Annotated in this window: 25 protein-coding genes; 8 read left to right on the top strand and 17 right to left on the bottom strand. The window is 42.6% G+C overall.

Features of this window, described 5'->3' with window-relative positions; all coding sequences use genetic code 11:
* The first annotated feature begins 52 nt into the window (after positions 1-52).
* Positions 53-439 carry an OsmC family protein gene (locus MKY34_RS18015; protein WP_342512490.1) on the top strand — a complete coding sequence of 129 codons (387 nt, stop codon included), beginning with the start codon at positions 53-55 and terminating at the stop codon, positions 437-439.
* 204 nt (positions 440-643) lie between these two features.
* Here MKY34_RS18015 and MKY34_RS18020 read toward each other — a convergent pair whose 3' ends face one another.
* Together MKY34_RS18020 and MKY34_RS18025 are read right to left on the bottom strand one after the other, a co-directional pair.
* Positions 644-1,003: a hypothetical protein gene (locus tag MKY34_RS18020; protein ID WP_342512491.1), complete on the bottom strand. Its 360-nt coding sequence runs from the start codon at positions 1,001-1,003 to the stop codon at positions 644-646.
* A gap of 175 nt (positions 1,004-1,178) precedes the next feature.
* Positions 1,179-2,003: a methyl-accepting chemotaxis protein gene (locus tag MKY34_RS18025; RefSeq protein WP_342512492.1), complete on the bottom strand. Its 825-nt coding sequence runs from the start codon at positions 2,001-2,003 to the stop codon at positions 1,179-1,181.
* A 736-nt stretch (positions 2,004-2,739) separates the two neighbouring features.
* On the opposite strand from MKY34_RS18025, the gene MKY34_RS18030 reads away from it, so the two are divergent.
* Both MKY34_RS18030 and MKY34_RS18035 read left to right on the top strand, forming a co-directional pair.
* Positions 2,740-3,063: a multidrug efflux SMR transporter gene (locus tag MKY34_RS18030; protein WP_342512493.1), complete on the top strand. Its 324-nt coding sequence runs from the start codon at positions 2,740-2,742 to the stop codon at positions 3,061-3,063.
* 16 nt (positions 3,064-3,079) lie between these two features.
* Positions 3,080-3,427, top strand: a complete 348-nt coding sequence (locus MKY34_RS18035; protein WP_342512494.1) for a multidrug efflux SMR transporter — start codon at positions 3,080-3,082, stop codon at positions 3,425-3,427.
* A gap of 139 nt (positions 3,428-3,566) precedes the next feature.
* On the opposite strand, the gene MKY34_RS18040 is transcribed toward MKY34_RS18035, so the two are convergent.
* The 3 genes from MKY34_RS18040 to MKY34_RS18050 all read right to left on the bottom strand — a co-directional run bounded on the left by MKY34_RS18040 (position 3,567) and on the right by MKY34_RS18050 (position 6,124).
* The gene (locus MKY34_RS18040) at positions 3,567-3,812 is read right to left on the bottom strand and encodes a hypothetical protein (RefSeq protein WP_342512495.1); all 246 of its coding nucleotides are present in this window, start codon (positions 3,810-3,812) and stop codon (positions 3,567-3,569) included.
* Between the two features lie 33 nt (positions 3,813-3,845).
* Positions 3,846-4,490, bottom strand: coding sequence for a 5,6-dimethylbenzimidazole synthase (bluB, locus tag MKY34_RS18045; protein WP_342512496.1), 645 nt, complete (start codon positions 4,488-4,490; stop codon positions 3,846-3,848).
* Positions 4,491-5,119: 629 nt separating this feature from the next.
* Complete coding sequence (locus MKY34_RS18050) at positions 5,120-6,124, bottom strand: ABC transporter substrate-binding protein (protein WP_342512497.1); 1,005 nt, start codon at positions 6,122-6,124, stop codon at positions 5,120-5,122.
* A 234-nt stretch (positions 6,125-6,358) separates the two neighbouring features.
* Here MKY34_RS18050 and MKY34_RS18055 point away from each other — a divergent pair, with 234 nt between their 5' ends.
* Positions 6,359-6,634 carry an alpha/beta-type small acid-soluble spore protein gene (locus tag MKY34_RS18055; RefSeq protein WP_342515298.1) on the top strand — a complete coding sequence of 92 codons (276 nt, stop codon included), beginning with the start codon at positions 6,359-6,361 and terminating at the stop codon, positions 6,632-6,634.
* Positions 6,635-6,785: 151 nt separating this feature from the next.
* On the opposite strand, the gene MKY34_RS18060 is transcribed toward MKY34_RS18055, so the two are convergent.
* Both MKY34_RS18060 and MKY34_RS18065 read right to left on the bottom strand, forming a co-directional pair.
* On the bottom strand, positions 6,786-7,040 hold the full coding sequence (locus MKY34_RS18060) for a YqkE family protein (RefSeq protein ID WP_342512498.1): 255 nt from the start codon (positions 7,038-7,040) through the stop codon (positions 6,786-6,788).
* A gap of 19 nt (positions 7,041-7,059) precedes the next feature.
* Positions 7,060-8,244, bottom strand: coding sequence for an acetyl-CoA C-acetyltransferase (locus MKY34_RS18065; RefSeq protein WP_342512499.1), 1,185 nt, complete (start codon positions 8,242-8,244; stop codon positions 7,060-7,062).
* Positions 8,245-8,321: 77 nt separating this feature from the next.
* Between MKY34_RS18065 and MKY34_RS18070 the strand changes: the two genes are divergently transcribed.
* Together MKY34_RS18070 and MKY34_RS18075 are read left to right on the top strand one after the other, a co-directional pair.
* Positions 8,322-9,224 carry a hydroxymethylglutaryl-CoA lyase gene (locus MKY34_RS18070; RefSeq protein WP_342512500.1) on the top strand — a complete coding sequence of 301 codons (903 nt, stop codon included), beginning with the start codon at positions 8,322-8,324 and terminating at the stop codon, positions 9,222-9,224.
* 16 nt (positions 9,225-9,240) lie between these two features.
* A complete protein-coding gene (locus MKY34_RS18075; RefSeq protein ID WP_342512501.1) occupies positions 9,241-10,167 on the top strand; it encodes an alpha/beta fold hydrolase in 927 nt (308 codons plus the stop codon).
* A gap of 63 nt (positions 10,168-10,230) precedes the next feature.
* Here the strand turns inward: MKY34_RS18075 and MKY34_RS18080 are convergent, their stop codons facing one another.
* From MKY34_RS18080 to MKY34_RS18115, 8 genes are all read right to left on the bottom strand, one after another.
* A complete protein-coding gene (locus MKY34_RS18080) occupies positions 10,231-10,668 on the bottom strand; it encodes a VOC family protein (protein ID WP_342512502.1) in 438 nt (145 codons plus the stop codon).
* Positions 10,669-10,741: 73 nt separating this feature from the next.
* The gene (locus tag MKY34_RS18085; RefSeq protein WP_342512503.1) at positions 10,742-11,734 is read right to left on the bottom strand and encodes a S66 peptidase family protein; all 993 of its coding nucleotides are present in this window, start codon (positions 11,732-11,734) and stop codon (positions 10,742-10,744) included.
* 419 nt (positions 11,735-12,153) lie between these two features.
* Positions 12,154-12,396, bottom strand: a complete 243-nt coding sequence (locus tag MKY34_RS18090; RefSeq protein ID WP_342512504.1) for a YneF family protein — start codon at positions 12,394-12,396, stop codon at positions 12,154-12,156.
* 331 nt (positions 12,397-12,727) lie between these two features.
* Positions 12,728-13,177, bottom strand: a complete 450-nt coding sequence (gene sirA / locus MKY34_RS18095) for a sporulation inhibitor of replication protein SirA (RefSeq protein ID WP_342512505.1) — start codon at positions 13,175-13,177, stop codon at positions 12,728-12,730.
* Between the two features lie 285 nt (positions 13,178-13,462).
* Positions 13,463-15,472, bottom strand: a complete 2,010-nt coding sequence (gene tkt / locus MKY34_RS18100) for a transketolase (RefSeq protein ID WP_342512506.1) — start codon at positions 15,470-15,472, stop codon at positions 13,463-13,465.
* A 74-nt stretch (positions 15,473-15,546) separates the two neighbouring features.
* Positions 15,547-15,780 carry a DUF896 domain-containing protein gene (locus MKY34_RS18105; RefSeq protein WP_342512507.1) on the bottom strand — a complete coding sequence of 78 codons (234 nt, stop codon included), beginning with the start codon at positions 15,778-15,780 and terminating at the stop codon, positions 15,547-15,549.
* 68 nt (positions 15,781-15,848) lie between these two features.
* Positions 15,849-16,511 (bottom strand): recombinase family protein, encoded by a 663-nt coding sequence (locus MKY34_RS18110; protein WP_342512508.1) that lies wholly within the window; start codon positions 16,509-16,511, stop codon positions 15,849-15,851.
* Positions 16,508-16,822 (bottom strand): LysM peptidoglycan-binding domain-containing protein, encoded by a 315-nt coding sequence (locus MKY34_RS18115; protein ID WP_342512509.1) that lies wholly within the window; start codon positions 16,820-16,822, stop codon positions 16,508-16,510. The genes MKY34_RS18110 and MKY34_RS18115 overlap by 4 nt, the downstream gene beginning before the upstream one ends.
* Before the next feature lie 207 nt (positions 16,823-17,029).
* On the opposite strand from MKY34_RS18115, the gene lexA reads away from it, so the two are divergent.
* Positions 17,030-17,650 (top strand): transcriptional repressor LexA, encoded by a 621-nt coding sequence (gene lexA / locus MKY34_RS18120; RefSeq protein WP_342512510.1) that lies wholly within the window; start codon positions 17,030-17,032, stop codon positions 17,648-17,650.
* 63 nt (positions 17,651-17,713) lie between these two features.
* Here the strand turns inward: lexA and MKY34_RS18125 are convergent, their stop codons facing one another.
* Positions 17,714-18,979: a methionine gamma-lyase family protein gene (locus MKY34_RS18125; RefSeq protein WP_342512511.1), complete on the bottom strand. Its 1,266-nt coding sequence runs from the start codon at positions 18,977-18,979 to the stop codon at positions 17,714-17,716.
* A gap of 140 nt (positions 18,980-19,119) precedes the next feature.
* Between MKY34_RS18125 and MKY34_RS18130 the strand changes: the two genes are divergently transcribed.
* Positions 19,120-19,731, top strand: coding sequence for a trimeric intracellular cation channel family protein (locus MKY34_RS18130; protein WP_342512512.1), 612 nt, complete (start codon positions 19,120-19,122; stop codon positions 19,729-19,731).
* A gap of 184 nt (positions 19,732-19,915) precedes the next feature.
* On the opposite strand, the gene MKY34_RS18135 is transcribed toward MKY34_RS18130, so the two are convergent.
* Positions 19,916-24,181: an S-layer homology domain-containing protein gene (locus MKY34_RS18135; RefSeq protein WP_342512513.1), complete on the bottom strand. Its 4,266-nt coding sequence runs from the start codon at positions 24,179-24,181 to the stop codon at positions 19,916-19,918.
* Positions 24,182-24,265 lie beyond the last annotated feature (84 nt).

Consider the following 24,265-nt stretch of genomic DNA (forward strand, 5'->3'; position numbering starts at 1 on the left):
CTAAGCAAAAACCCTATATACTTTTATCATACATACAGGAGGGGGAATCTTTTTGAAATTCAACATGACAGAAAACGGTTTTGAGACAGCGACATCCTTTGGGCAACTAACGATTTCGGGGAATGAGGAATATGGGTTCAGGCCATACCAGCTTCTTGTTTCTTCTGTAGCAGTATGTAGTGGTGGGGTGTTGCGCAAAATCCTAGAAAAAATGCGTATGCCCGCCGACAATATCACCATCGAAGTGAAGGAAGTACTACGTAATGAAGAGATCGCCAATCGGCTTGAAAAAATTCATCTTCATTTTATCATCGAAGGACCAAACGTGAAGGAATCCAAAATGGAGAACGTTTTCGAGTTAACGATGAAAAACTGCTCGATGGTCCAATCTGTCATCGATTCCATTGAAATTATGAAAACGTATGAGATTAAAGCTTAAGTACCTTTAACAACAAATCATAAAAAGGATCTGTTTCTAAACACGTAGTAATTGTTTAGAAACAGACCCTTTGTAAGCCGTTCAAGTTTCTCAAGATGCTTATATTTCTAGATTTCCCCACAATCAACTTCACCACTTTTTCGACAAAACAAAAAGAACACCCCATACAAGCGTTCTTTTAATCATTTTATCGAAAGACCATCATTAACTGACCTTAATCATATTCATTCCCTCTAAAATCGCTTTCGCATCTGCTGTTAAATGCAACTTTACATCGTCTCTCAGTAATAAATCCGGATGATTTCCGATTAAAAACTTTAGGCCCCTAATGTCAAATCTAGCAGCACGAGAATTGATCGACAATACGATATTCATCTCTTGTCGACTCAAGGAATCCTCCGTTTTAGTATTTAGATAATCAAATAACTCCCTGGCATTCCTTTTTAAACGATGCTTGTTGTCGTTTAATAATTCCATGTTCCCCTCTATATACCTTCTCGCTGTAACTAAATCCAATCTATCTACGCATCGATTAACTGCATTCACTAGTTCTTGTAATTTCATTTAAATACCTCCTTAGCCCTATCAATATCTATACTCATTATAGATGCTAATAGTACTATTTTCAATAGGTAATCACAGATTTTAGAACTAGTAAAAAAAGAACATCCATAACTCTGGACGTTCTAAATACTTTATTCATAGTCAACTTTTTTTACTTATTACACCAACAGGAGAACTACTTCGTAATCCCCTCAAACTCACTCATTGTCTCATTGATTTTAGATTGAGTTGAAATGACCGACCTTTGCGAGCTCTCTGTTACTTCACTAACCTTCATGACTTCTTTTGTAATGTTATCTACGTTTGTATTCACTTTCTTAATCGCATCTTCTACATTACCAGCTAATTTACGCACTTCTTCAGCTACAACTGCAAAGCCTCTTCCATGTTCTCCTGCTCTCGCTGCTTCAATAGCCGCATTTAATGCTAAAATATTGGTTTGCGAAGAAATATTTCGTATTGATTTAGAGATATCTCTTATTAAATCTGTTTGTTCCTTTAGCGATTGGATGGCTTGTATATTCTCGGTAGAGTTATCCGTTACGATTTCTCCTAAGTCTTCAGACAAACCTTTCAATTGAGAAACGACTTCTATTGTTTTATTTTCCCGTTCTGTAATGTCCGTTGCGATTTTAAGCACAGCATGAACTTTCCCCTCATCAGTAAGCACAGGAATATAAGTGGCCTCTAGGCAAACCAAATTTCCTGCCTTTTTAACCCTATAAATCTTCTCTTGATATTTGTTTCCTTTCCTGAGCGTAGTCCATAATGCAGCATATTCCCTACTGTTTCGGAATTCTGAGGTACAAAATTGTTCATGTGACATACTTTTTATGACGTCACCACTGTACCCCAAAGTCTGTGCAAAGTTGTCATTTGCCCAAATAACCCTTCCATCTAAATTGAATTCTATCATCGCTAAATTAGATTCTAATGAAGCTAAAACAGCTCTTTCATTCAATACTTGGGTACTCTTATTCTTATTTGCAACAATGTTCATGGTCGTGTGCCTACTTCCTTCGTAATATGATTTCCCTATTCGCAAAATATATATAATAGAAACGTATTTCCCCCACTTCAATGTTCTACAAAAAGGGAGGGAAGTCCTTCTTTTCACTCATAAAACTTACGAACCAAACTACCTATATCATCATTCACACTTTAAACTTCTATAAAAACCAATACAAAGAGCGGCTCATCGATAGATTTCCATCACCATTTTTGGCAATCAAATCTTCAACGACGTCCGCTTGTTCTGATAGTTCATTATTTAGTAACCCCATTAGTAACGATTCGTACAGCAGTGATGCACCAAATAACAGGCTCGACTATTGACCAGCTGTCCATTTTAAAATCACATCATATTTCCCACTTTTCAATCATGTAGAGTGGGACGTTGATAAGGACAAAGCAGGCACTACATTCACATTTTCAATCCAGGCACTCGCGTAAAATGCGATGATTTTTCTGCAAAAAGTCAAACCCCCACCTCCGTTTCAATACCATTCCAGTCAATCAATAGTTTTCCTTATTAGCATTTTTGATCATCTATTACTTTACATACATTTTGTAGATTATTCAAATAAATCGAACTACTAATACCCTAGTATTTTTCGAACCATAGATTCTTAATTCAAAAGAGTACATAACGTTCCTCTAGCAATCCTATGTCGTTTGACAAAGAAATAGCCCACTACTACAATGATAAGACGGTTTTGTCATAGGAGGCCTTCATATTGAACCCATATATAATTTTAGCGATCGCCATCATCAGTGAAGTATTTGGCAGTTCCATGCTCAAAGTATCAAATGGCTTTAAAAAGATGCTGCCTACCATGGGCGTTATCCTAGGAATGGGACTCGCCTTTTACTGCCTATCGTTAGCGCTCAAAACGATTCCCCTCGGCACCGCCTATGCGATATGGTCAGGTGTCGGCACAGCTTTAACCGCCATCGTAGGCGTCATCGTCTATAAAGAACGCTTGCATGCAAAGAAATTGATGGGCCTAGCTCTCATCATTGGTGGCGTCGTTGTATTAAAACTATCCAGTGGCATTTAATTCGGAGGGAAGCGTTATGAAAGGGAACATATTTTTAAGTATTTCGATTATTAGTGAGGTTTTTGGTACAACTATGCTGAAATTGTCTGAAGGATTTACAAAGCCTCTTCCATCTATTGGCGTCGCTATTGGTTTTTTCATCGCTTTTTATTGCTTATCCTTATGTCTAAAAACCATTCCGCTCAGTTTAGCTTACGCTATTTGGTCAGGTGTCGGTACAGCTTTTACTGCACTAATCGGGGTAATCCTCTGGCAAGATCCATTTGGTGTCTTGACGTTCCTTGGCTTGGTATTGATCATTGGAGGCGTCGTTTTCCTGAGTGCTTCGGATAGTCCTAAACATACAGCGGAATCATCAAGCTAAGTCATCGATTTGTGCAATGACTTTCACTGAAAAGCAAACCGCCTCGAAAATTCCCAGCTTATTATTGTTAGGGCTTCCGAGGCGGTTTGTTCAATCACTATAAATACATATTATTTCATCTGCGGCTCCAGCAATTTTCCTATCTTCCAAAAGCCAATTCCCGTAAACCGTTTTTCTGTTGAACAGCGATAACTGGAAAAGCCGTTGACTCTTCCAAAGCTTGCACATCGTCTCGTACTGCCCGAATACTCACTTTGACATGCATTGGGAACATGCCGCCATGAATCTCGTGAATGCCCAACATCGATTTTTCATCCGTATGTTCTTGTAAAATGCGGATTACTTCTAGCAAACGCTCTCTTGCGGTTAAAGGCTTAACAGTCATGAATTCCCCCTCTTTCATACCACGCGCTACCAGTCAGCGCTGTTCATTCCATTTATTTTTAAAAATGAGGTGCTCTAACGATTCTCTTTTCCTCCAGTTCTCCTGTTCTAAAATCGGCTTTTCTGGATAGTCATCTGTGTAGCCAATCGATAGCAATGCAATCGGGTCAATATGTGGCGGGATGTCTAGAATATCACGCACATCATTCTTTTTATAAAAACTAACCCACCCTAGCGCCAAGCCTTCTGCACAAGCCGCCAACCACATATTTTGAATGGCGCATGCTGTTGAAAGCATATCCGTTTCAGGAATCGAGTTTCTCCCTAACACATGCGCCCCCCCTCTCGTTGGATCACAAGTTACACAAATCGTTAAAGGCGCTTCTTTCAACCCTTCAATTTTTAACCCAAGAAATTTCGTTTCCTTTTCTCCTTCATAATGGATTGCCAAGGCACGTCTTTCTTTATCTGCGGCCCAAGCTAAGCGTTCTTTTACATCATCCGAAGTGATTAAGATAAAGTTCCATGGTTGCATAAAACCGACTGACGGTGCATGGTGGGCAGCTTTCAAGATTCGCTCAATTTTCTCCTCCTGAATCGGTGTCGATAAGAAACTACGAATATCTCTTCTCTTTTCAATCACTTTATAAATAGACGCTTTTTCTTCATTTGAAAACATGGTCAGCTCACTCCCGTTTTTATATTTCATACATGTATACTCAAATGCTACTTCTACTCCAAAGATGCGAGTAGCCTAAAATTCAAGAACATCACCCGTCTCCTTTCCTAATGAATACATCGATATTACCACTTCTACATTTATTAAAAAGTTTTTTATGCAAAAAGGTTTATCTTCATTTCTACGGGGTATAGTTAGATTACAAGGCGGAACTACCGGAGGGATGAAGTTGTAGACGAGCTACCTACAATGACTTCCAACGATGAACTGCACAGCCTTGGCGGAAAATTTGCTTTACTGGCGATAGGTACACTCGTCGGGAATTGAAAGACCCAGATTCCATTCACTGAAGTGGTAACCAAGCAGTAAACGAACAATTTTTTGTGGAAGTGCAACTTGAAAGCTGACGACAAAAAGGTATCCATCACCGTGTATGTTTGTGATGAACCTGCCCAAAAGGCTTAGTCATTCAGTCAGCCCTATCAAACTGCACAGACGAGCGTTAAGTAAGTGATCGTCAGAAAGAACAGTTTGTGTAATTGAAAAAGAATATCAAATTTTCCGAGTGCGCTCCCTTTTGTAATAGGGAGAGAAAAAGCATGGTCCCCGGGGGCCATGCTTTTTCGTCGTTATTCGCTGATTTCAGCTTGCCATTCCTCTTGGATTTCGAGTCCGATAGCTGTTGCCGTTTCTTCATTGACCACAAATTTCAAGTTTTTCGTCACTTGAACTGGTAATTCAGCAGGCTTGCTTTCACCCGTTAAAATTTTCACAGCCATTTCGCCTGTTTCATAGCCAAGATCATAATAATTAAAACCGTATGCCGCTAAGCCGCCCCGTTTCACGGAGTCTAGTTCGCCGACCATCATCGGGAGTTTATTGTCCAGCGCAACAGACGTAACCGACTCAAGCGCTGATACAACGGTATTATCTTTGATGATATACAAGGAATCGACTTTGCCAACTAATGAGTCAACCGCTTGTTTAACATCCGCAGACGTCGCAACAGGTGCCTCAACAATCGTCAAGTCCATTTCTTTTGCCAGCTCTTTCACTTTATCGATTTGCACACGTGCGTTTTGCTCACCTGCGTTAAATACCACGCCAACCTTTTTAGCCGCCAATTGTTCTTTCAAAAACTTCATCGTCAACGGAATAACATCGGGATGCAAATCGATTGTCCCCGTCACATTGCCACCGGGCTTTTCTAATGAATCAACCAATTCAGCCCCTACCGCATCTGTCACAGATGTAAACACGATGGGAGTTTCTTGTGTCGCACTTGCCACTGCCTGTGCGCTCGATGTCGAGTTAGCGAAGATCAAATCGATATTAGCACTCGCAAAGTTTGTAGCAATCGTCGTATTCGCACTGTTATCATTTTGTGCGTTCTGTACATCATATTCTACGTCAAGCCCTGCATCTGCGATTGCTTGTTGAAATCCTTCGAAAGCTGCATTTAATGACGGGTGTTCCACAAGTTGTGTGACGCCGATTGTATATTTCTTAGCGTCTTCTTTTTTACTGGCATCGCTTTTTTCAGTTGTCCCACTTTTCTCTCCGCCCCCACATGCCGCTAATAATAATACGGCACTGAAAAGAACCATCGCCAGCTTACTCCATTTGTTCATCATTCATTTCCCCCTCTTGTAATGAAAAAACACAATTTTCATAAGATTACACGCACCAGAATGAATAGTCAATATAATTTCCATTGTTTCGATTATTTAAGCGCTTACATTGTCTAATTGCTAAATTCCAATATTTAATCCAGGAAAATAACGATGATATTATCAATAATTCTTGCCGTAAATGAAGGAAGCATGAATCGCCAATTCCAGACCAAACTATCCTTAAAGGAGGAGAAAATAATGGCGCGGAAAACAAGAATTTTAGTACCAGAGGCACGTAAAGAATTAGATCAATTAAAAGCGGATGTCATGAAAGCACAAGGCTACCAAGTGAGTACGACAGATCCAGGCAATGTAAAATATGAAATTGCCGACGAACTCGGCATCCCTTTGGAAAAAGGCTATAACGGAAAACTGACGTCAGAACAGGCGGGAAAAATCGGTGGTCCCATTGGCGGCAATATGGTGAAAGAAATGGTCCGAATGGCGCAAGAGCAAATGGCGAAAAAATGAAACGAGCGCTAATCCTGAGATAACGGATTGGCGTTTTATCGTTTGTACTAATTGTGCGTTGCACTGACAGTTTTACTACTTTCACTGACAATCCAACCTTTCCCCATAAAAAAATGCACCAACCCTATCGTAAAGGTCGATGCATGTCCACTTAAAACTTCGAACCACTATTCCCGTACTCATTCAGGAGTTCTTCGAAGCTCTTATTCTTTTCGCGTTCTTCACGCTCATGACGTTGTTGTGCTTGTCGCTGCTCTTCCTTAGCTTGTTCGACGGCAGACAGTTCTTTTTTAGCAGCTTTCAGCTTTTCAAGTATGTCATCGCCAAGTGCGTCGGAGAGTGTGAGCCCTTCATTTTCAACCTTTTTCGGTTTAGTTGAAGTCGGCTGCTTACGTTTTTTTGCCATTCGTTTCACCTGCTTTCGTTCATGGGCGAGTTACGATGGTGGCGACGCCTTGTCCTCCACCGATACACAATGTCGCGAGCCCTGATTTGGCATCACGACGCTGCATTTCGTGCAACAGTGTCACGAGAATACGCGCTCCACTTGCACCGATTGGGTGACCAAGTGCAATCGCACCCCCGTTGACATTCAATTTCGCCTTGTCGAATTCAAGTTCTTTATCGACCGCGATGGATTGTGCCGCGAATGCTTCATTCGCTTCAATCAGCTCGATGTCCGCAAGTTGCATATCCGCTTTATCGAGTGCTTTTTTCACGGCTTGGACAGGACCAATGCCCATAACCGAAGGGTCGACACCTGCACTGCCATTAGCTGCAATCGTTGCAAGTGGTGTTAAGCCTAACTCATCGGCTTTCTCTTTGGACATGATGACCAATGCCGCCGCTCCGTCATTAATGCCCGATGCATTTCCTGCTGTAACACTGCCGTCTTTTTTGAATGCTGGACGTAGTTTACCTAGTTTTTCTGCCGTCGTTCCGGCTTTTACATATTCATCCGTCTCAAAAATAATCGGTTCGCCTTTACGTTGTGGAATAGCGATTGGTACGATTTCGTCCGTAAACTTGCCAGCTTCGATTGCAGCCCCCGCTTTTTGCTGAGATGCCGCTGAAAATGCATCTTGCTCTTCACGCGTAATAGCATAGCGATCACATAAGTTTTCCGCTGTAATTCCCATATGATAATCATTAAATGCACACCATAAACCATCTGTAATCATACTATCTACTATTTTTTGATCACCCATTTTAAAGCCTTCACGACCATTGTTCAATACATAGGGCGCTTGGCTCATATTTTCCATACCACCTGCAACAATAATGTCCGCATCCCCTGCGACAATGGCTTGGCGTGCTAAATGAACCGCCTTTAAGCCCGATCCGCATACTTTGTTAATGGTAAGCGCTGACACATGTTCAGGTAAACCTGCTTTCATCGCAGCTTGACGCGCTGGATTTTGGCCGAGCCCTGCTTGTAAGACATTCCCCATAATGACTTCGTCGACACTGTCAGGCGTGACCCCCGCACGTGCTAGCGCCTCTTTAATAACGGTTGCTCCAAGATCCGTAGCCGGCACATTTTTTAATGAACCGAGAAATGAGCCAATCGCAGAGCGCACCGCACTGACGATCACAACTTCTTTTGACATTTCTTTTCCCCCTATTCCCTTATTCACATTGCCTATCTAGGCATCCCTTCAGTACAATATACTAGAGGAGGGATGTTATGTTCATTTTACCAAACAACGTGACAATTATCGAGGTCGGACCTCGGGATGGACTACAAAACGAAAAAAAACAAGTCCATGAACAGGATAAACTAGCATTTATCGGGGCACTACAAGGGGCTGGCATTACGGAAATGGAGCTTACTTCGTTCGTATCGCCAAAGTGGGTGCCGCAAATGGCGGATGCTAAAGCAATCGTTGAAAAAACGCAGCGCATTGGACGACAATTTGTCTTGGCACCGAATGCCAAAGGGGCCGAGTTGGCGTTAGCTGCTGGTGCTCAAAGTGTCGCTGTCTTTGTAGGGGTCAGTAATTCATTTAATCAAAAAAATATTAACCGCTCTACGGATGACAGTATGCAAGCGCTCGAACCCGTTATCGCAAATTTGAAAGCGAAAGGTATTTTCGTACGCGCCTGTATTTCAACTGCGTTTTATTGTCCGTACGAGGGTAAAATAGATCCAACAGCGGTCATCGCGTTATGTAAACGGTTCGTCGCAATGGGAGCAGACGAACTAAGTGTGGCAGATACCATTGGCATGGCCAACCCACAAGAAAGTTATGCGCTGTTTAAAACGTTGAAAGAAGAATTGCCAGACGTCTACCTTACAGCCCATTTCCACGATACTCGAAAGATGGCAATGGCGAATATTTTTGCCGCACTGCAAGCTGGTGTTGACCGTTTCGACACGTCTGCTGGCGGGTTAGGAGGCTGTCCATTTGCACCGGGTGCTACAGGCAATGTTGCAACAGAAGATGTCGTCCACATGCTTGATACACTCGGTATTGAAACAGGTGTTGATGTGAAAAAGGTTTGCCAAGCGGTCGGTGTCATTGCACCACATGTATCACGACCCATTGATACAGGAATGTACAGGTTGTTTGAAAACGACCAGTTGTAAGAGGAGTTGATAGACGATGAAACGGCGGGTTCTTTATATCACGGGTGTGATTTCAGGTATTTTCACTGCAATCATCACCGTGTTAGGATTTTTTGTTACGAATAAGTTGATGTTTTTAAAGTTAAAAGATGCCGATTTGATTATGAAACGGGAAATTCTTGCGAAGCGTTTCGATGAGCATTGGTATGAAACGGTTCGCAAGGAAGACATGTGGATTGATTCGCCAAATGGTTATCGTTTACGAGCGGTTTTTTTGAAGCCGCTCGACACAACTAAAACGGTCATTATTTGCCACGGGGTCACCGAAAATAAAATCAATTCCATGCGATACGCCCGCCTGTTTGAACGTCTCGGCTTCAATTCTGTTGTCTACGATCATCGACGCCACGGGGAATCGGGCGGAAAAACAACGAGCTTCGGTTATTATGAGAAAAGCGATTTGCAAGCCATCGTCCAGGCTGTACGTAAGCGTATCGGGAAACGGGCATTGCTCGGCATCCACGGGGAATCGATGGGCGCCGCAACGTCCATTTTATATGCTGGGACCTATGAGGATGAAGCCAATTTCTTAATTGCAGATTGCCCATTTTCGGATTTCTCCGAGCAAATTCTTCATATTTTGCGAACCGAAACGCCGCTTCGTACATCGATGATGCTGCGAATTGCCAATGTATTTCTCAAAATGCGGGACGGCTATTCGACAAATCTTATCTCACCGCGCGAAGTTGTCAAAAACATTACAATTCCCGTCCTGTTCATTCATAGTATGGAGGATGATTTTATCCTTCCATATATGACCGAAGAATTGTACGCGGCCAAGGAAGGCGACAAAATGCTCAAGCTCTTCCCAAAAGGCGCACACGCCAAGTCTTATAATGAAAATCCCGTGCAATATGAGCAAACAATCCAAGCATTTCTTAGTCGTTTCGGCTTTGCGAATTAAGCATAAACCCGCCATTCAGCTTTGTAGTTGCTGAATGGCGAGTTTGCGTGAGTTCCCCTTAATTTATTTGATTCGCTCCGCCAACTCTAAAATAATGCCTTCTGGTCCACGGCAGTAGCATAATTTATAACTGTCTTCATAGTGTAGGATCTCACTAAAGATTTTCGTACCGTTCTTTTCCAATTTGGCAACAACAGCTTCAATATCTTCAACAGCAAATGCAATATGGCGGATACCCGGGGTATTTGCAAAAGGTTGCTGAATGTCTCTTTCATCTGACGGATTATAAAATTTGATGAGCTCTATCCATACCTGACCGTCTGGCGTCCCCAATCCTACACATGCTACTTTAACGTCATTAAGCCCAAATACCTGACTTATCAACTCTCCTTCCATTTCCCATTCCCCTTGCACCTCAAGGCCAAAGTCGAGAAAAAAATCTTTAGCGGCAGAGAGATCATTTACGATTACACCTACATGATCCATTCTGTGGATTTTCATAGCTCATACCTCCTATGATTCTGATTCCAAAAGGCACTCAGAAGTATCGCTCTATCAGCGTTAATTCTTAGCTTCATAGCCAGTTTTCCGTACAAAACACTTTTTTTGCACCTGCATCTAACTTCACTTGTTTGCCAATAGCTAATGGATGCATTGGGTGTGTGTGGCATGTATCGAAGTCGGCTAAAATCGGAATCACCATTCCATCTAATTGCTCTATTAATAAGTCTAATGGCTGCTTGCCCGTACCTAAATCATCATACAGTTCATGTTTACCTAAAATAATACCAGAAACTTTATCAAAAAAACCTTGCATTTTTAGCATCGCAAAATTCTTCTCGACAATTGAAGCATTTTTCATACAGTCCTCAATTAATAAAATATCCCCTCGTTCAATTGGAGGAAAATAGGGAGAACCTATAAATCCATACATCGAATTCACATTACCACCTATCAATCGTCCTTCTGCAATACCACTATGACCAGTCACCCACGCATTATTAACAAGCGTTTTCTCTGTCGTTTTTTCTAACCAGTTCACTGGCTCATCTGACCAAAATGGAGGCATTGGCACTTCATAGGGCAACTCTGTCTCTTGCATGAAATATTGTTCGAAATATTGATAAGTATCATTTACGAGCGGTTCAAATTCACCAAACGACGGAATTAGAGAAGGTCCATAATATGTTGAAATACCTGTTTTTGCATAAAGGGCGAGTAAAACAGCCGTTGCATCTGAATATCCAACGACTAACTTTGGATTTTGCTTAAATGCTTCATAATCAATATATGGCAACATACTATTTGAGTTTGTACCACCGATTGTGGACATAATCATCTTTATATTCGGAGCTCTTAGTAGCTCATTTAATTCCTCTGCACGTGCTTTAGGTGAGCCAGAGCGATAAACGTCAGATTGTCCTGTCAACTTACCTTCTACAATAACAAACCCTTTGGATTCTAAAAAAGATTTCGCGCGTTCAAAACGTTGCAACGAAGTAACAGTTGCGGGTGAAGATGGTGTAAAAATACCGATTGTATCTCCCTTTTCTAATCGTTTTATCATATATTATTTCCCCCTCTTTCCATTACTAAATAACCGTTAGACTCTTGACCATTTGCTATTTATAATATTGCTTTAGACAAGCATTAAGCAAGAATTAAGGCTATATAGGTTGAACTTATGATTTTCATCTACTATCCAGCTTAGGCGCCTTACAAGCAGTAATCGAAGCGAGGAGCGTTGTTAGCGGAATTCTTTAGTCTAATTTATATAATTGCATGCTATCTAAGCACAAAAAAACCACCTTTCTGGTTGATCTTTCACCAGAAAAAGTGGTTTATTGGTTTACAAATAGAAAGATGAAGCAAAAAACGTGAAATTCAGAAGAAAGATTAACCTGTGCATGAATTTGCAAGATGCGATCTTATCTGAACGATTTGTGAGCAATCATTCAATCACTCACAAACCTTGTCATATCAACGTTACTTCTTAGCTTTCTTCTCAGGTTTGTCACTCATTTTGTTCATTTGATTCATCATCTGGTTAATCTTCTTTTGTGAAGGTTTTTGTCCCATTTGCATCATCATCATGCGCAACATATCCTCATTAATGGGCGGGTTCTCTTTCAAATATTTCATCATATATTGACGTGCAATGAAAAATCCGAGGGCCACACCTCCGATTAAGGCTACGATAACAATTAGGATCCACCATACTGTACCCATCCGCTATACCTCCTTCACTTCCGTAATTCCAGTGTACTCCACCATGATGGATTATACCGTATAACAGTGGTCAATGGCAATGGCGCTTCTTTAAAATTTCGAATATGTAGGATTTCAACAATAAGAAATGAAAAAAAGAGACCTGTTCGCTATTCCACAAGTCCCCCAGATAAATTGAACTAAATAATCTTCCGAACAACGCTCGGCGCTTGCGGATGCCTCCCGCCATAAGCCAGGCAGAAAATCACTGCCCGTCTACGGCTTCGGCGACCGCTTGTAAGGCGCCTTCGCTGGCGTGTAGATGAAAATCATAAATTCAACGTATATATATTTATAACAACACAGTTGCTTCTCTCGTTCGAAGTTCTGTATATTTCACTGGTTTGAGCCAGCCCCATTCTCCATGGCCGTCCATGATGGCAAAAAAGCGATCGTGTGCCCCCGACAAGGCGACGAATAAATCGAGATCTAGCATACGCGACCCATCGCAATAAACCGATAGCGAATAAGCAGACAACGAAATGAAAATTGAACCTTTCACAGGATGCGTCAACTTATATTGCCCATTTTGGCATTCAATCGATGTGAAACTTTTCCCTAAGTTCGTGATGATGGCATCATCAATCGTCTCTTTTTTTAACCTATCACATAAATAATGCACTTCTGGCATAGACTCATTTTGCTGCCCGCCTTCTTTTAACAAATCATACAATAGCCGCTCACGTCCAATGATGAATGGCTGGTACATTTCTTTCACCTTGTAAATTCCATATGATCGCAAGTTCGCCACCCCCTATGTATAGCCTACATCTTTCGGCAGAAAAAGGTTGTCACATTACGGAATGGAATCACACTATTATTGTCGGAAAAGATAGATAAATCTAAATACTAAAAATACAAGGCGCCTGCTCGACTTTCAGGGAACACGGTCTACGTTCGCCATTTCCACTTTCGGCGGCAACGACTGCGTGACCCACATCCCGAGAGCCTCCCAGCGCCTGGAGCCTAGATAAATAGAAAATACGTTCCGTTAACCGCATAATTGCCGGCTAACGAAACGCTTCTGTCATTCGTTATTGAGTAGTGATTTAACAGTTGTCACAACATTTTCTTCTGTAAAGCCATATTCTTTGATGACTGTGTCACCAGGTGCACTTGCACCGAATGTGTCGATTGAAAGAATTGCGCCTTCGTCACCGACATATTTATGCCAGCCCAAAGATACAGCCATTTCAATCCCTACACGTTTTTTCACGTTTTTCGGTAATACGCTTTGTTTGTATGCTTCGTCTTGCCTGTCGAATAGATCCCAAGAAGGCATAGAAACAACCGCTACATCGATGCCTTCAGCCAATAATTGTGCTTGTGCTGAAACAGCTAGGCCGACTTCAGAACCCGTTGCAATTAAAATCGCATCCGCTTGTTCTTTCGTAGCTGGTGAAACCGTGTATGCACCTTTTTTAACGCCTTCTAACGCAAGTTCACCTGACTTCGGTAATGTCGGCAAGTTTTGACGTGAAAGGACCAATGCAGTTGGTGTGCTGTCCGATGACACTGCGATATTCCATGCAGCTGCTGTTTCATTGGCATCAGCTGGACGGATAACCGATAGACCTGGCATTGCACGTAATGCAGCAAGGTGTTCAACCGGCTCGTGTGTCGGGCCATCTTCTCCAACGGCTACACTGTCGTGTGTGAATACATACGTAACAGGAACCCCCATTAGTGCAGATAGTCGGATTGCCGGACGCACATAGTCACTGAATACGAAGAACGTACCGCCGAACACATGCAAGCCGCCGTGTAGCGCCATACCGTTCAGTGCTGTCCCCATTGCGAATTCACGCACGCCGAACCAAATATTGCGACCTGAATAGTCTGTTGGTAGGAAATCGCCTGAACCTTTGATTGTCGTCTTATTAGAGCCTGCAAGGTCCGCACTTCCACCAAAGAATGATGGCACTGTTTTAGCGATAGCATTAATCGCGTCACCAGATGCAGAACGTGTTGCATGTGATGTACCTGCCTCATACGTTGGCAACGATTGTTCAAAGTCTTCTGGTAGTTTACCAGCAATCGCATCTTGTAATTGCTGTGCTAATTCTGCGTGTTCTGCTTCATAGCTCGCAAATAATTCGTTCCACTGGTTTTCTTTTTGAGCCCCAAGTTTTTCTGCTGCTTCTTGGAATGTCTCATAGACACCTTCCGGAACGTGGAAGTCTTCTTCAAACGTCCATTTGTATGCTTCTTTTGTCAGTTTCAATTCATCCGCACCAAGTGGCATACCGTGTGCATCTGATTTTCCAGCTCTGTTCGGTGAACCGTAGCCGATGACTGTTTTCACTTCAATAATTGTTGGACCGCCTGTGTGGCCTTTTGCTGTTTCAATTGCATTGGAAACTTGGTCAACTTCGTTGCCATCTTCTACGCGTAGGTAATTCCAGCCGTATGATTCAAAACGCTTGCGAATATTTTCAGAGAAGGACATGCCAAGATCGCCATCTAGTGAAATGTCGTTACTATCGTAAAGTACAATCAGTTTGTCCAACTGCAGATGACCAGCAAGTGAAATGGCCTCAGCTGCAACACCTTCCATTAGGTCGCCATCTCCACATAGTGCATATGTGTAATGGTCAACAACGTCAAAACCTGGCTTGTTGTATGTTGCCGCAAGGTGTTTTTCCGCCATTGCCATACCGACAGCCATACCGATTCCTTGCCCAAGTGGACCTGTTGTCGCTTCAACACCCACTGTGTGGCCGTATTCAGGGTGACCAGGTGTTAGTGATCCCCATTGTCTAAAGTTTTTAATTTCCTCCATTGGAAGGCCATAGCCTCCTAGGTGAAGTAAGCTGTAGAGAAGCATTGAGCCGTGTCCTGCTGAAAGGATGAAACGGTCGCGGTTAAACCATTGAGGATTTGATGGATTATGGTGCATATGTTTTGTCCAAAGCGTGTAAGCCATTGGCGCTGCACCCATCGGCAAGCCCGGGTGTCCGGAATTTGCTTTCTCGATCGCATCAATCGAGAGTGTACGAATTGTATTAATAGCAAGTTGGTCAATCTGTTGTGTCATTGTATACATCCCTTCTCATTCTGTCTGTTTTCTTCATATCCTAGTGTAGACAATCTACGCAATGAATGCAAAGGTCAGTTTAAATATTTGCTATTACGCGCCTGTTTTACTTTGTCAGGTGTTACATCGTTGCCATCTGGATCAATAATCTTTACTTGTTCAATCGTGCCACGCATCGACGAACGGAACGATTCTAAGTACTCTTTGCGTAATTGGGTCTGCTCCTTCGCCTCTTCGATTGAGAGACCTGTTGTCTTTGACTTTTTCGAAAGCTCGTTAATACGTTTGATTTTATCAGCTGAAAGCATGTTTTTTTCCTCCATTTTGTTTCGTGAATACATAGAACGTATACAAAAAGAGCAGAAAGTGCAACCAATCAGCCTTCCTGCTCAAGTTGAAATTCTTTATATCGACGATGGACGGTCGCTTTACTGATATCATGTCCAAGTCCTTTTAACACGCCTGTAATTTCTTCGTAGGTCAGCCCTTTCTCACGCAATGCCACAATTTCACTAATCGGTACATCGATGCGTTCGCGTCCTTCCGCATTTCCCCTGTTCCTTAAATTATTTTCAGGGCGATAGCCTTCCCGCACGGCACGCTTCATTCCCCGCCTGATTTTAGCGTTGTGCAACTTGCGCTGATACTCTTCCACAATGGCTAAAATTTCAAGCAACATCGTATCCATTTCGTTGAGCGCAAGTGGTCCGCTATCATTTCTCGATAAAATCGTCGTTCCCGTTTTCGCCAACAGATGGAGCACGGCCATCCGCGCATTGCCGCGCCCAAGTCGCGTCTCATCTTGGATTAAAACCGCATCGACATGCTCATCCCGAACGAAATCCAAGAGACTGAGCAACCCTTCACGATCAATATCGTAGCCACTATGCTGATCTTTAAATGTCCCCACAAGGGTAAAGTCAAGTTCATCAGCTAGCGCAATCAATTCCTCTTCCTGCCTAGCAAGCGACATTTCCTGTGCTTCTTTTTCGGTGCTCACTCGACAATAAATAATGCATTGCTTTGTAGATTTCGTCATCGACTTCCCCCTGCTATTTGTGTTGGTACCGGCTCTCTTCCTATTGTAACAGCTGCGGGCAAGCGTAAGTCGTCGCCGCTACGAATTGTTGTCGTCGCAAGACCATTCATGGCCATCACTTCTTTAATCCATTGCTCTGCTGGCTGATCTTCGGCATGATGCAACGCCAAACTCCATAATGTATCGCCCTCGTAAATCGTAACTTCTGTATAAGGTTGTTCTTTTTCCTGTTTCATGACGCCCATCACTGCAAATCCAATGCACACGGCAAATATCAGTAGAATATAGCTATTGTTTTTAATCACTGTCATCATAATTCCCCCTCAAGAATGTTTGTTCCGGAATACTTGTTCCCATTATAAAAAAGAACAAATCGAATGTCAACAGTTATTTTAGAACCTGTGTTTGCTATTTGTTCGGTCAACTGCTATACTATCCTTAATGAAACATACTGGTTGTAGGCGAACTATTTCACTACTTCCGGGAAGTAGTAGAATACGAGTTGAGAGGTGAATGGTTTGAAAAAAATTTCAAAGAGACAAGAAGACATTTTATCTTTCATCAAAGATGAAGTGAAGAAAAAAGGATATCCACCATCCGTAAGGGAAATTGGTGAAGCAGTCGGTTTAGCTTCGAGTTCGACAGTCCATGGACATCTTGCCCGCTTAGAAAGCAAAGGGTTCATCAGACGGGACCCGACAAAACCGAGAGCAATTGAAATCCTCGATCCTGAAGGACTAGAGGCGTTGAAACCGGGCGTGCTCCACGTGCCACTTGTTGGCAAAGTAACAGCTGGGCTACCGATTACAGCGATTGAAAATATTGAAGAATACTTCCCGTTGCCGGAGTCATTCGGCACACCTGAAGACAAGCTGTTCATGCTTGAAATCGTTGGGAATAGTATGATTGAAGCAGGAATTTTAAACGGTGACCACGTTGTCGTCAAACAACAACAAACAGCGCATAACGGGGAAATCGTTGTTGCGATGACTGAAGACGATGAAGCGACTGTAAAACGCTTCTTCAAAGAGAAAGATTATTTCCGTCTTCAGCCGGAAAACTCGTCAATGGATCCAATTATCGTCGATAATGTTTCCATTCTTGGTAAAGTTGTCGGTGTGTACCGCTTAATTCATTAATAATGAAATGATAAAAGAGCTGTTCCCCTCCATATGTGGTGGGAAACAACTCTTTTTTTATCGTTATTCCTCAATCAATTTGTCACTGATTAGTTGCTCAACAGAGGACAGAACAGCTGCCTTGACATGCTCGTACGTTAGCCCACCTTGGACATATGCCGTATAAGGCGGTCGAATCGGGCCATCTGCTGTTAGTTCAATGCTGGAACCTTGAATGAAAGTCCCTGCCGCCATAATCACATCATCCGTATAGCCTGGCATATACGATGGCTCTGGTGCGTAATGCGCATTGATTGGTGAATTCGCTTGGATTGTCCGACAGAAAGCGATCATTTGGTCCGCATTGGCAAACGACACGGACTGGATCAAGTCTGTTCGTTTAGCTGTATAATGTGGCGATGTCGTCAAGCCGAAGTCTTCCAGCAAAGCCGCTGTAAATAGAGCACCTTTTACTGCTTGACTAACGACATGTGGCGCAAGGAAGAAGCCTTGGTACATTTCAAGTAGTGTATCAAGTGATGCCCCCGCTTCTGCGCCGAGTCCAGGTGAAGTCATTCGGTACGCACATTGCTCAACAAGATCAGCCCGCCCCGCAATATAGCCACCTGTTCGCACGAGGCCGCCACCTGGGTTTTTTATGAGTGAACCCGCCATTAAATCAGCGCCTACTTGCGTTGGCTCTTTGTCTTCCACAAATTCTCCGTAGCAGTTGTCAACGAAAACGACGAGCTCTGGATTGATGGCTTTCACTTTACGAACCATTTCACCGATTTCATCCACCATGAAGGAAGGACGATCTGAGTAGCCTTTCGAACGCTGAATCCCAATCATTTTCGTCTTACTATGAATGTTCTTCGCCACTTCATCGAAATTGACGGAACCGTCTTCATTCAAATCGATATGTTTGTATGAAATGCCGTAGTCTTGTAGTGATCCCGTATCTTTCCCTTTGCCTGAGACAATGGATTCCAACGTGTCGTATGGTTTGCCCGTAACATACAGCAGTTCATCGCCTGGGCGAAGAATGCCGAAAAGGCTGATTGAAATCGCATGCGTGCCTGAAATAATTTGATTGCGCACAAGGCAAGATTCCGCCCCGAAAACGTCTGCATAAACTTGCTCCAACACATCTCGTCCGCTGTCATCGTAACCATAGCCCGTTGACCCGGTTAGATGAAAATCACTGACCATATTTTTACGGAATGCCGCAAGTACTTTCCGCTGATTAGTAAAAGCCGTTTTTTCAACTGCTTTAAAGAACGGAGTGAGCTTGTCTTCAGCTGCCTCCGCTTTCGCCATTACAAAATCGTTTTGTTCATTTACTAGCATTGTAATTCCTCATTCCATTAAATAGTCACTTCATTATCTTATCAGTCTGTCCGCGTAGGTCAATGATTACGGTAGGTTTCATTGAATAATCATTGGAATCTGGTACAATGCTAACGGGTATTGTGAATGGAGGAAATTCTTTGGCTTGGGACGTTTTTAGTATTATTGGCACCGCGGCATTTGCCATTTCCGGCGCGATTGTCGCAATGGAAGAAGAGTATGATATTTTCGGTGTCTATATATTAGGCATGGTGACAGCTTTCGGCGGAGGTGCTGTGCGAAATTTACTCATTGGGGTACCCGTATCGGTTTTATGGGAGCAGGAATCGCTATTTATTGTCGCAACATTGTTAATCACCCTCATTTTCTTTTTCTCGAAATACTTACTTTCTCATTGGAATCGATGGGGGACCTACTTCGATGCGGTTGGTTTGGGGGCATTTGCGATTCAAGGTGCCATGCTTGCTATGCAGCTCCATATGCCGCTGTACGCAGTAATTGTTGCAGCTGTTCTGACAGGAGCAGGTGGCGGCGTGATTCGGGATTTACTGGCGGCAAGAAGGCCGCTCGTCTTCAAGGAAGAAATCTATGCGGTGTGGGCAGCCATTGCCGGGCTTGTTGTGGGACTTGGCATTTTTGAAAGTGATCTTGATCTTTACGCACTCCTCGTTCTGACAGCAGGTATGCGTATTTTATCGTTGATCTTTCATTGGAAACTGCCTCAGCGGAAAATACATGCTTCACAACGTTAACAGGGAGTCTACCTTCTTGTTAACGTTGTTTATCTTTTCAATACTTCGGGATTATTTGAGTTGCCCTCATCTACCATGCCACTCGAAAAGTTCTATTAGTTTGACTGCGCTTCAAGCTAATACCGTCACAAAAAACAGCTCATCGACCGGTTATTCAGTCAATGAGCTGTTATATACTTTCGTGTTATTCCTCGATTTCTTTGAAAAAGTTTACAAGCATTTTAGCTGCATGTGCACGTGTCGTTGGATTATTCGGCATGTAATTCCCATTCGCTCCAGTTGCAATGCCAAGTTCATATAACATCGAAATGGCACGTACCGTCTCATCGTCATAGCTGCCGAAATCCAAATATGGGGCTTTTTCTGTCATCACATATTTCTCTTGCATCTTATATTCATACGCTCGGTGCAGCAGCAGAGCGATTTGTGCACGTGTTACTTGATTCGCTGGTCTAAAGCTCCCATCTGAATAGCCCTGAACAATCCCAAATTTATAGGCAGCCGCAATTTCTGCTTGTGTTTCAGCTGCGTATCCTTCGATATCGTTAAATGGGGCAGGCTCATCTGTTTGCAAGTTTAATGCACGAGAAATAATCGCTATCGCTTGTGCACGTGTTAACTGAGTATTCGGTTTGAAGGTACCGTCTGGATAACCTTCGATAATTCTCAATTGTGCTGCTTGTTGTATATAATCTTCTGCCCAGTGTCCTTTAATGTCTGAGAATACAACTATCGGATCTATCGGAATTATTGGATCCGGTTTCCCTGAACCTCCCGAGCCTCCTGAGCCTGAACCCGACGTTTTCTTCTCAACTATAATCTCAATTGGCTGACTATAAATGGCATATGAATTCCCTTCACCTATCTCCTGCTCATAACGAAGAAGCACATGATAGGTTCCTGGTTTGCTAGCTTTAACTTTGTTCCCCTCGATTTCAAGTCCATTTTGTTCAGCGATTGGAACAATTTCAAACGCTTCTTTTCGCTCGCTACGATTGTATTGTGTTAACGTAGCATCGATCTGTGCAAACTCATTGATGCGCACTTTATAATTGTTTAGCTCCGGGCTAATTTTATAGGCCCAATCTTGTGACCAGTGCGCGTCATCCGTTGTTAAACCGTGCGTACCTAGTAAAAAATGTTCTTGATACACAGCTTGATTTCTGTATGTCCATGGCCAAAATGTAATGCCGCGATGTTTTGCCGCTTCTGCGTATGCCTTTGTTAGGCCCGCATAACTAGTATTAAATGTTGCATCCAAATTTTGTACCGTATTTAACACTTCGCGTAATGAAGGATATAGATTCGATTCATCCATCGTACCGCCTGTTAAGTAACCAATTGACATGCCAGGCATTAACTTATTGAGTCGCTGCAGTTGTTCCCCACTAAACGAAATCACCGATACTTGATCTTCGATGTCATATTCCGCAATTAATGCGACTAGCTTATCAATAATTTCCGGCTTGCCACTCTTAACTTCAACAAAGATATCTGCATCTTTCCCTTTAAATGCTTCAAAGTATTCTGCCAATGTTGGAATCTCCACGTCCGGGTATTCTGTAGGGAATTGTTTGTTTGCTTTGAACGTCTTCAACTCTGCTAATGTAAAATCTTCTACATTCCCTGTACCATTCGTCGTGCGATTAATCGTATTGTCATGCATCACGACAATCTGTCCGTCTTTCGTCAAGAAAATGTCATTTTCTATCATGTCAGCACCCATTTCATAAGCTAACAAAGAACCTTCTACCGTATTTTCAGGTGCTTTCCCCGGCATTCCTCGATGTCCAATGATAAACGGTGTTTTTAAGAGTGTCGTCTGTCCCGAATAACTTTCCATTGCTTGGTAAGCAAGTTCTGAGTTTTCAACAAGCATTCCATTCGTGCCGGAAGTTAATAATTTATGCATACCTACTAAGTCTGTTTTTCCACTTTCTTTTGTCCAAACAGTCATAAGTTTCTTTTGTAAAAAACGGACCGCATCATAGCTGGCACTTTCTTCATTCAAGATGACAATATTCCCTCTATTCGCATTTACTTCTTGGCGAATGTTCATCCAATCGTTTTCATTTTGATACGTATTTCCAGACAAATCTAGTATTCCACGAAGGATTGGGTAGCTGTCACGAGCTTGTTTGATAATATTCTTATCACTAGAGACGATAAATGCATCCTCAATTCTACGTTCTTTTAACAAGTCTATTAATGGTGCCACCGCCGCTATATCTGTCATTGAGAAAGCTGGCATTACTTTTTCATCCAACTGATCTAGTAATTCCGTTACTGTCATCAATGGCTTCCCTGACTTACCGACAACGGTTAGATCGGAAGTTACTTGAACAAACGCTGTCGCTGCCGTTGGTTGTGCTAGCAATTTGTTTAGAGATGCCTTGTCCGTAATATCACGGACAACGGTAGGAGCTGAACTAATCGAGGTCGTTGGTTCTGTCACTTTCACAAAATTCTCCCCTGGCTTTGCTGGTAACTCTGGCAAATCTGTATCAAGTAATGTCACACGAATGGAATCGACCTTCGTTAAACTACCTGCCGCCTGGATACCGATATTTCCTTTTTTATAATCAGATATGCGATCGTTATCAATGAGTAGTTTGCCATTTACCAATTGTTGCACGCGATTTCCATAAGCCTTAATAGAATAGGTGTACATGTTGCCCGGAGCAATCGCCTCCGTAAAAGATGTCTTCTCCATCACGTTCCAGCCATTACCTGGCGTGCGTTCAGTAAATTCTACACCATTTGGCGTGGTGGCATCTTTACGTACAGCCATCTGATAATATGGATACGAGTTATTTTGCACACGATACATGATGGCATTCCATCGACCTGCATCATTTGCCTCTACATGCGTGATGGAAGCTTCGATATCATAGTTTCCGAAATGTTCCAAATACGAAGGCAGGAGCACACCCGTTGCTGTATAACTATCAGCTTTCCCGTTGATGAATAAAGAACCGTCTTTCACTTCAATGGCATCTTTCCCCGGTCCAAATAGGCTCCATTTCTTTTTTAAAGTCTCTGTATCTATATCGTCAAAGCTTTCGTCGAATAACACATACTCTGATTCACTCGCTTCTTTTGCAATGACAGTGAATGCGATTTCTGCTTGGTCTTTTTTAGCAGTAAAATGATACACACCTTTTTCCGTAATCATTATTTCACCGTCAGGACTACTTATAACGGCATCTTGACCTTCTATAGTCCAATCAAGCTCATCTCCTGAAAGCTCGCTTTCTGTAAAATCATTATACGTCGCACTAAACATTAACGCCTTTGGATCAAACTCCCCTACATTTTGTAAATGATAAGGTGCATCAGTGGCAAGTTCCTTTACAATGACTGCTTGCTGCTCATTTGCTTTAACGGTTATCTCTTTCGTTACGGAAACACGGTCATATCTAAATGTAACAGTTGCCGTTCCTTCTTTAATCGGATACAGACGATTATTTTCTACCTTAACGATTGTTTCATCCGATGAGGACACGTTTACCTCCGCATTCTCTACTACCGTTGATGTCCCTTCTGAATCGATAGCCGCTAGTTGAAATTCGAGCGGTCCTATGAGCGCCTCCACCTCACTTTCCATCTCAACTTGTAGTTCTTTTATGAATACATGTCCTTCTTGCTCAGAGTCTTGCACTATGTTCTGGTCAAAGCGCAATACACCATACCCCGATGTATCATTCCAAAATGAAGAACTGTTATAGGCACTCCATGCCGTGATTGGTGCTTGACCATCTTCACCTTTATGCCCAACAGTCACTTCGAAACCAACCTTTTCTGCCTCTGCTGGATTTACGTTCAAAAATGACCAAGGGATTGCCACTTCAATTGACCAACCCGAATCTGTTTTTTGAATGGCACGTTGAATCATACTGTCATCTTTCCCTGCATGGTTCGCAGCAGCACCAAAATGAAATATCGGCGCTGACGAATCAGGATTGAAAACGAAACCAAGTTGCACATCGTCTTTTTGGAAAGGCTCAGATTGATGGGACGTCGGGTCGATGAAAATACTAACATTGTCTTGTTCAAACCAAGCCCCTTCTCCATTATGAATCAATTCATCATCTTCAATCTCAACAGCGACATACATGTTCTTCAAATCCCAAACTACACCGAACTTAGCGTTTCCTACCTTACCGTCTCCAATCTGCGTGACAAGTTGTTGATTCATCACATCTGCCCAGTAAGATTCAACCAAACTACCATCGATTTTAGGAGGTGTTTTTGCATACAACATGTTCATCACTGGTCGCTCAATCTGTGCAACAACTTCTTCAGGTTTCTCTTCCTGATTCGTCGTAACCGTTTCTTGATCATCCGATTGCTCAGAAGAATATGGTGTTACAGTACTTGCAGAAACCGGCGCTAGTAGACTACTACTCAATACAGCCATAATCGATACAGTCGATAAATATTTCCTCATAGCCATTTCCCCTTTTTCTTCCACCAACTCTGGCGTTTTTTCACTTCGACATAAATGTTACAGACGGTATATGTAGACAGTTGG

It is taken from the genome of Sporosarcina sp. FSL K6-1522, from assembly GCF_038622445.1.
In the GTDB taxonomy this organism is placed as follows: Bacteria; Bacillota; Bacilli; order Bacillales_A; family Planococcaceae; genus Sporosarcina.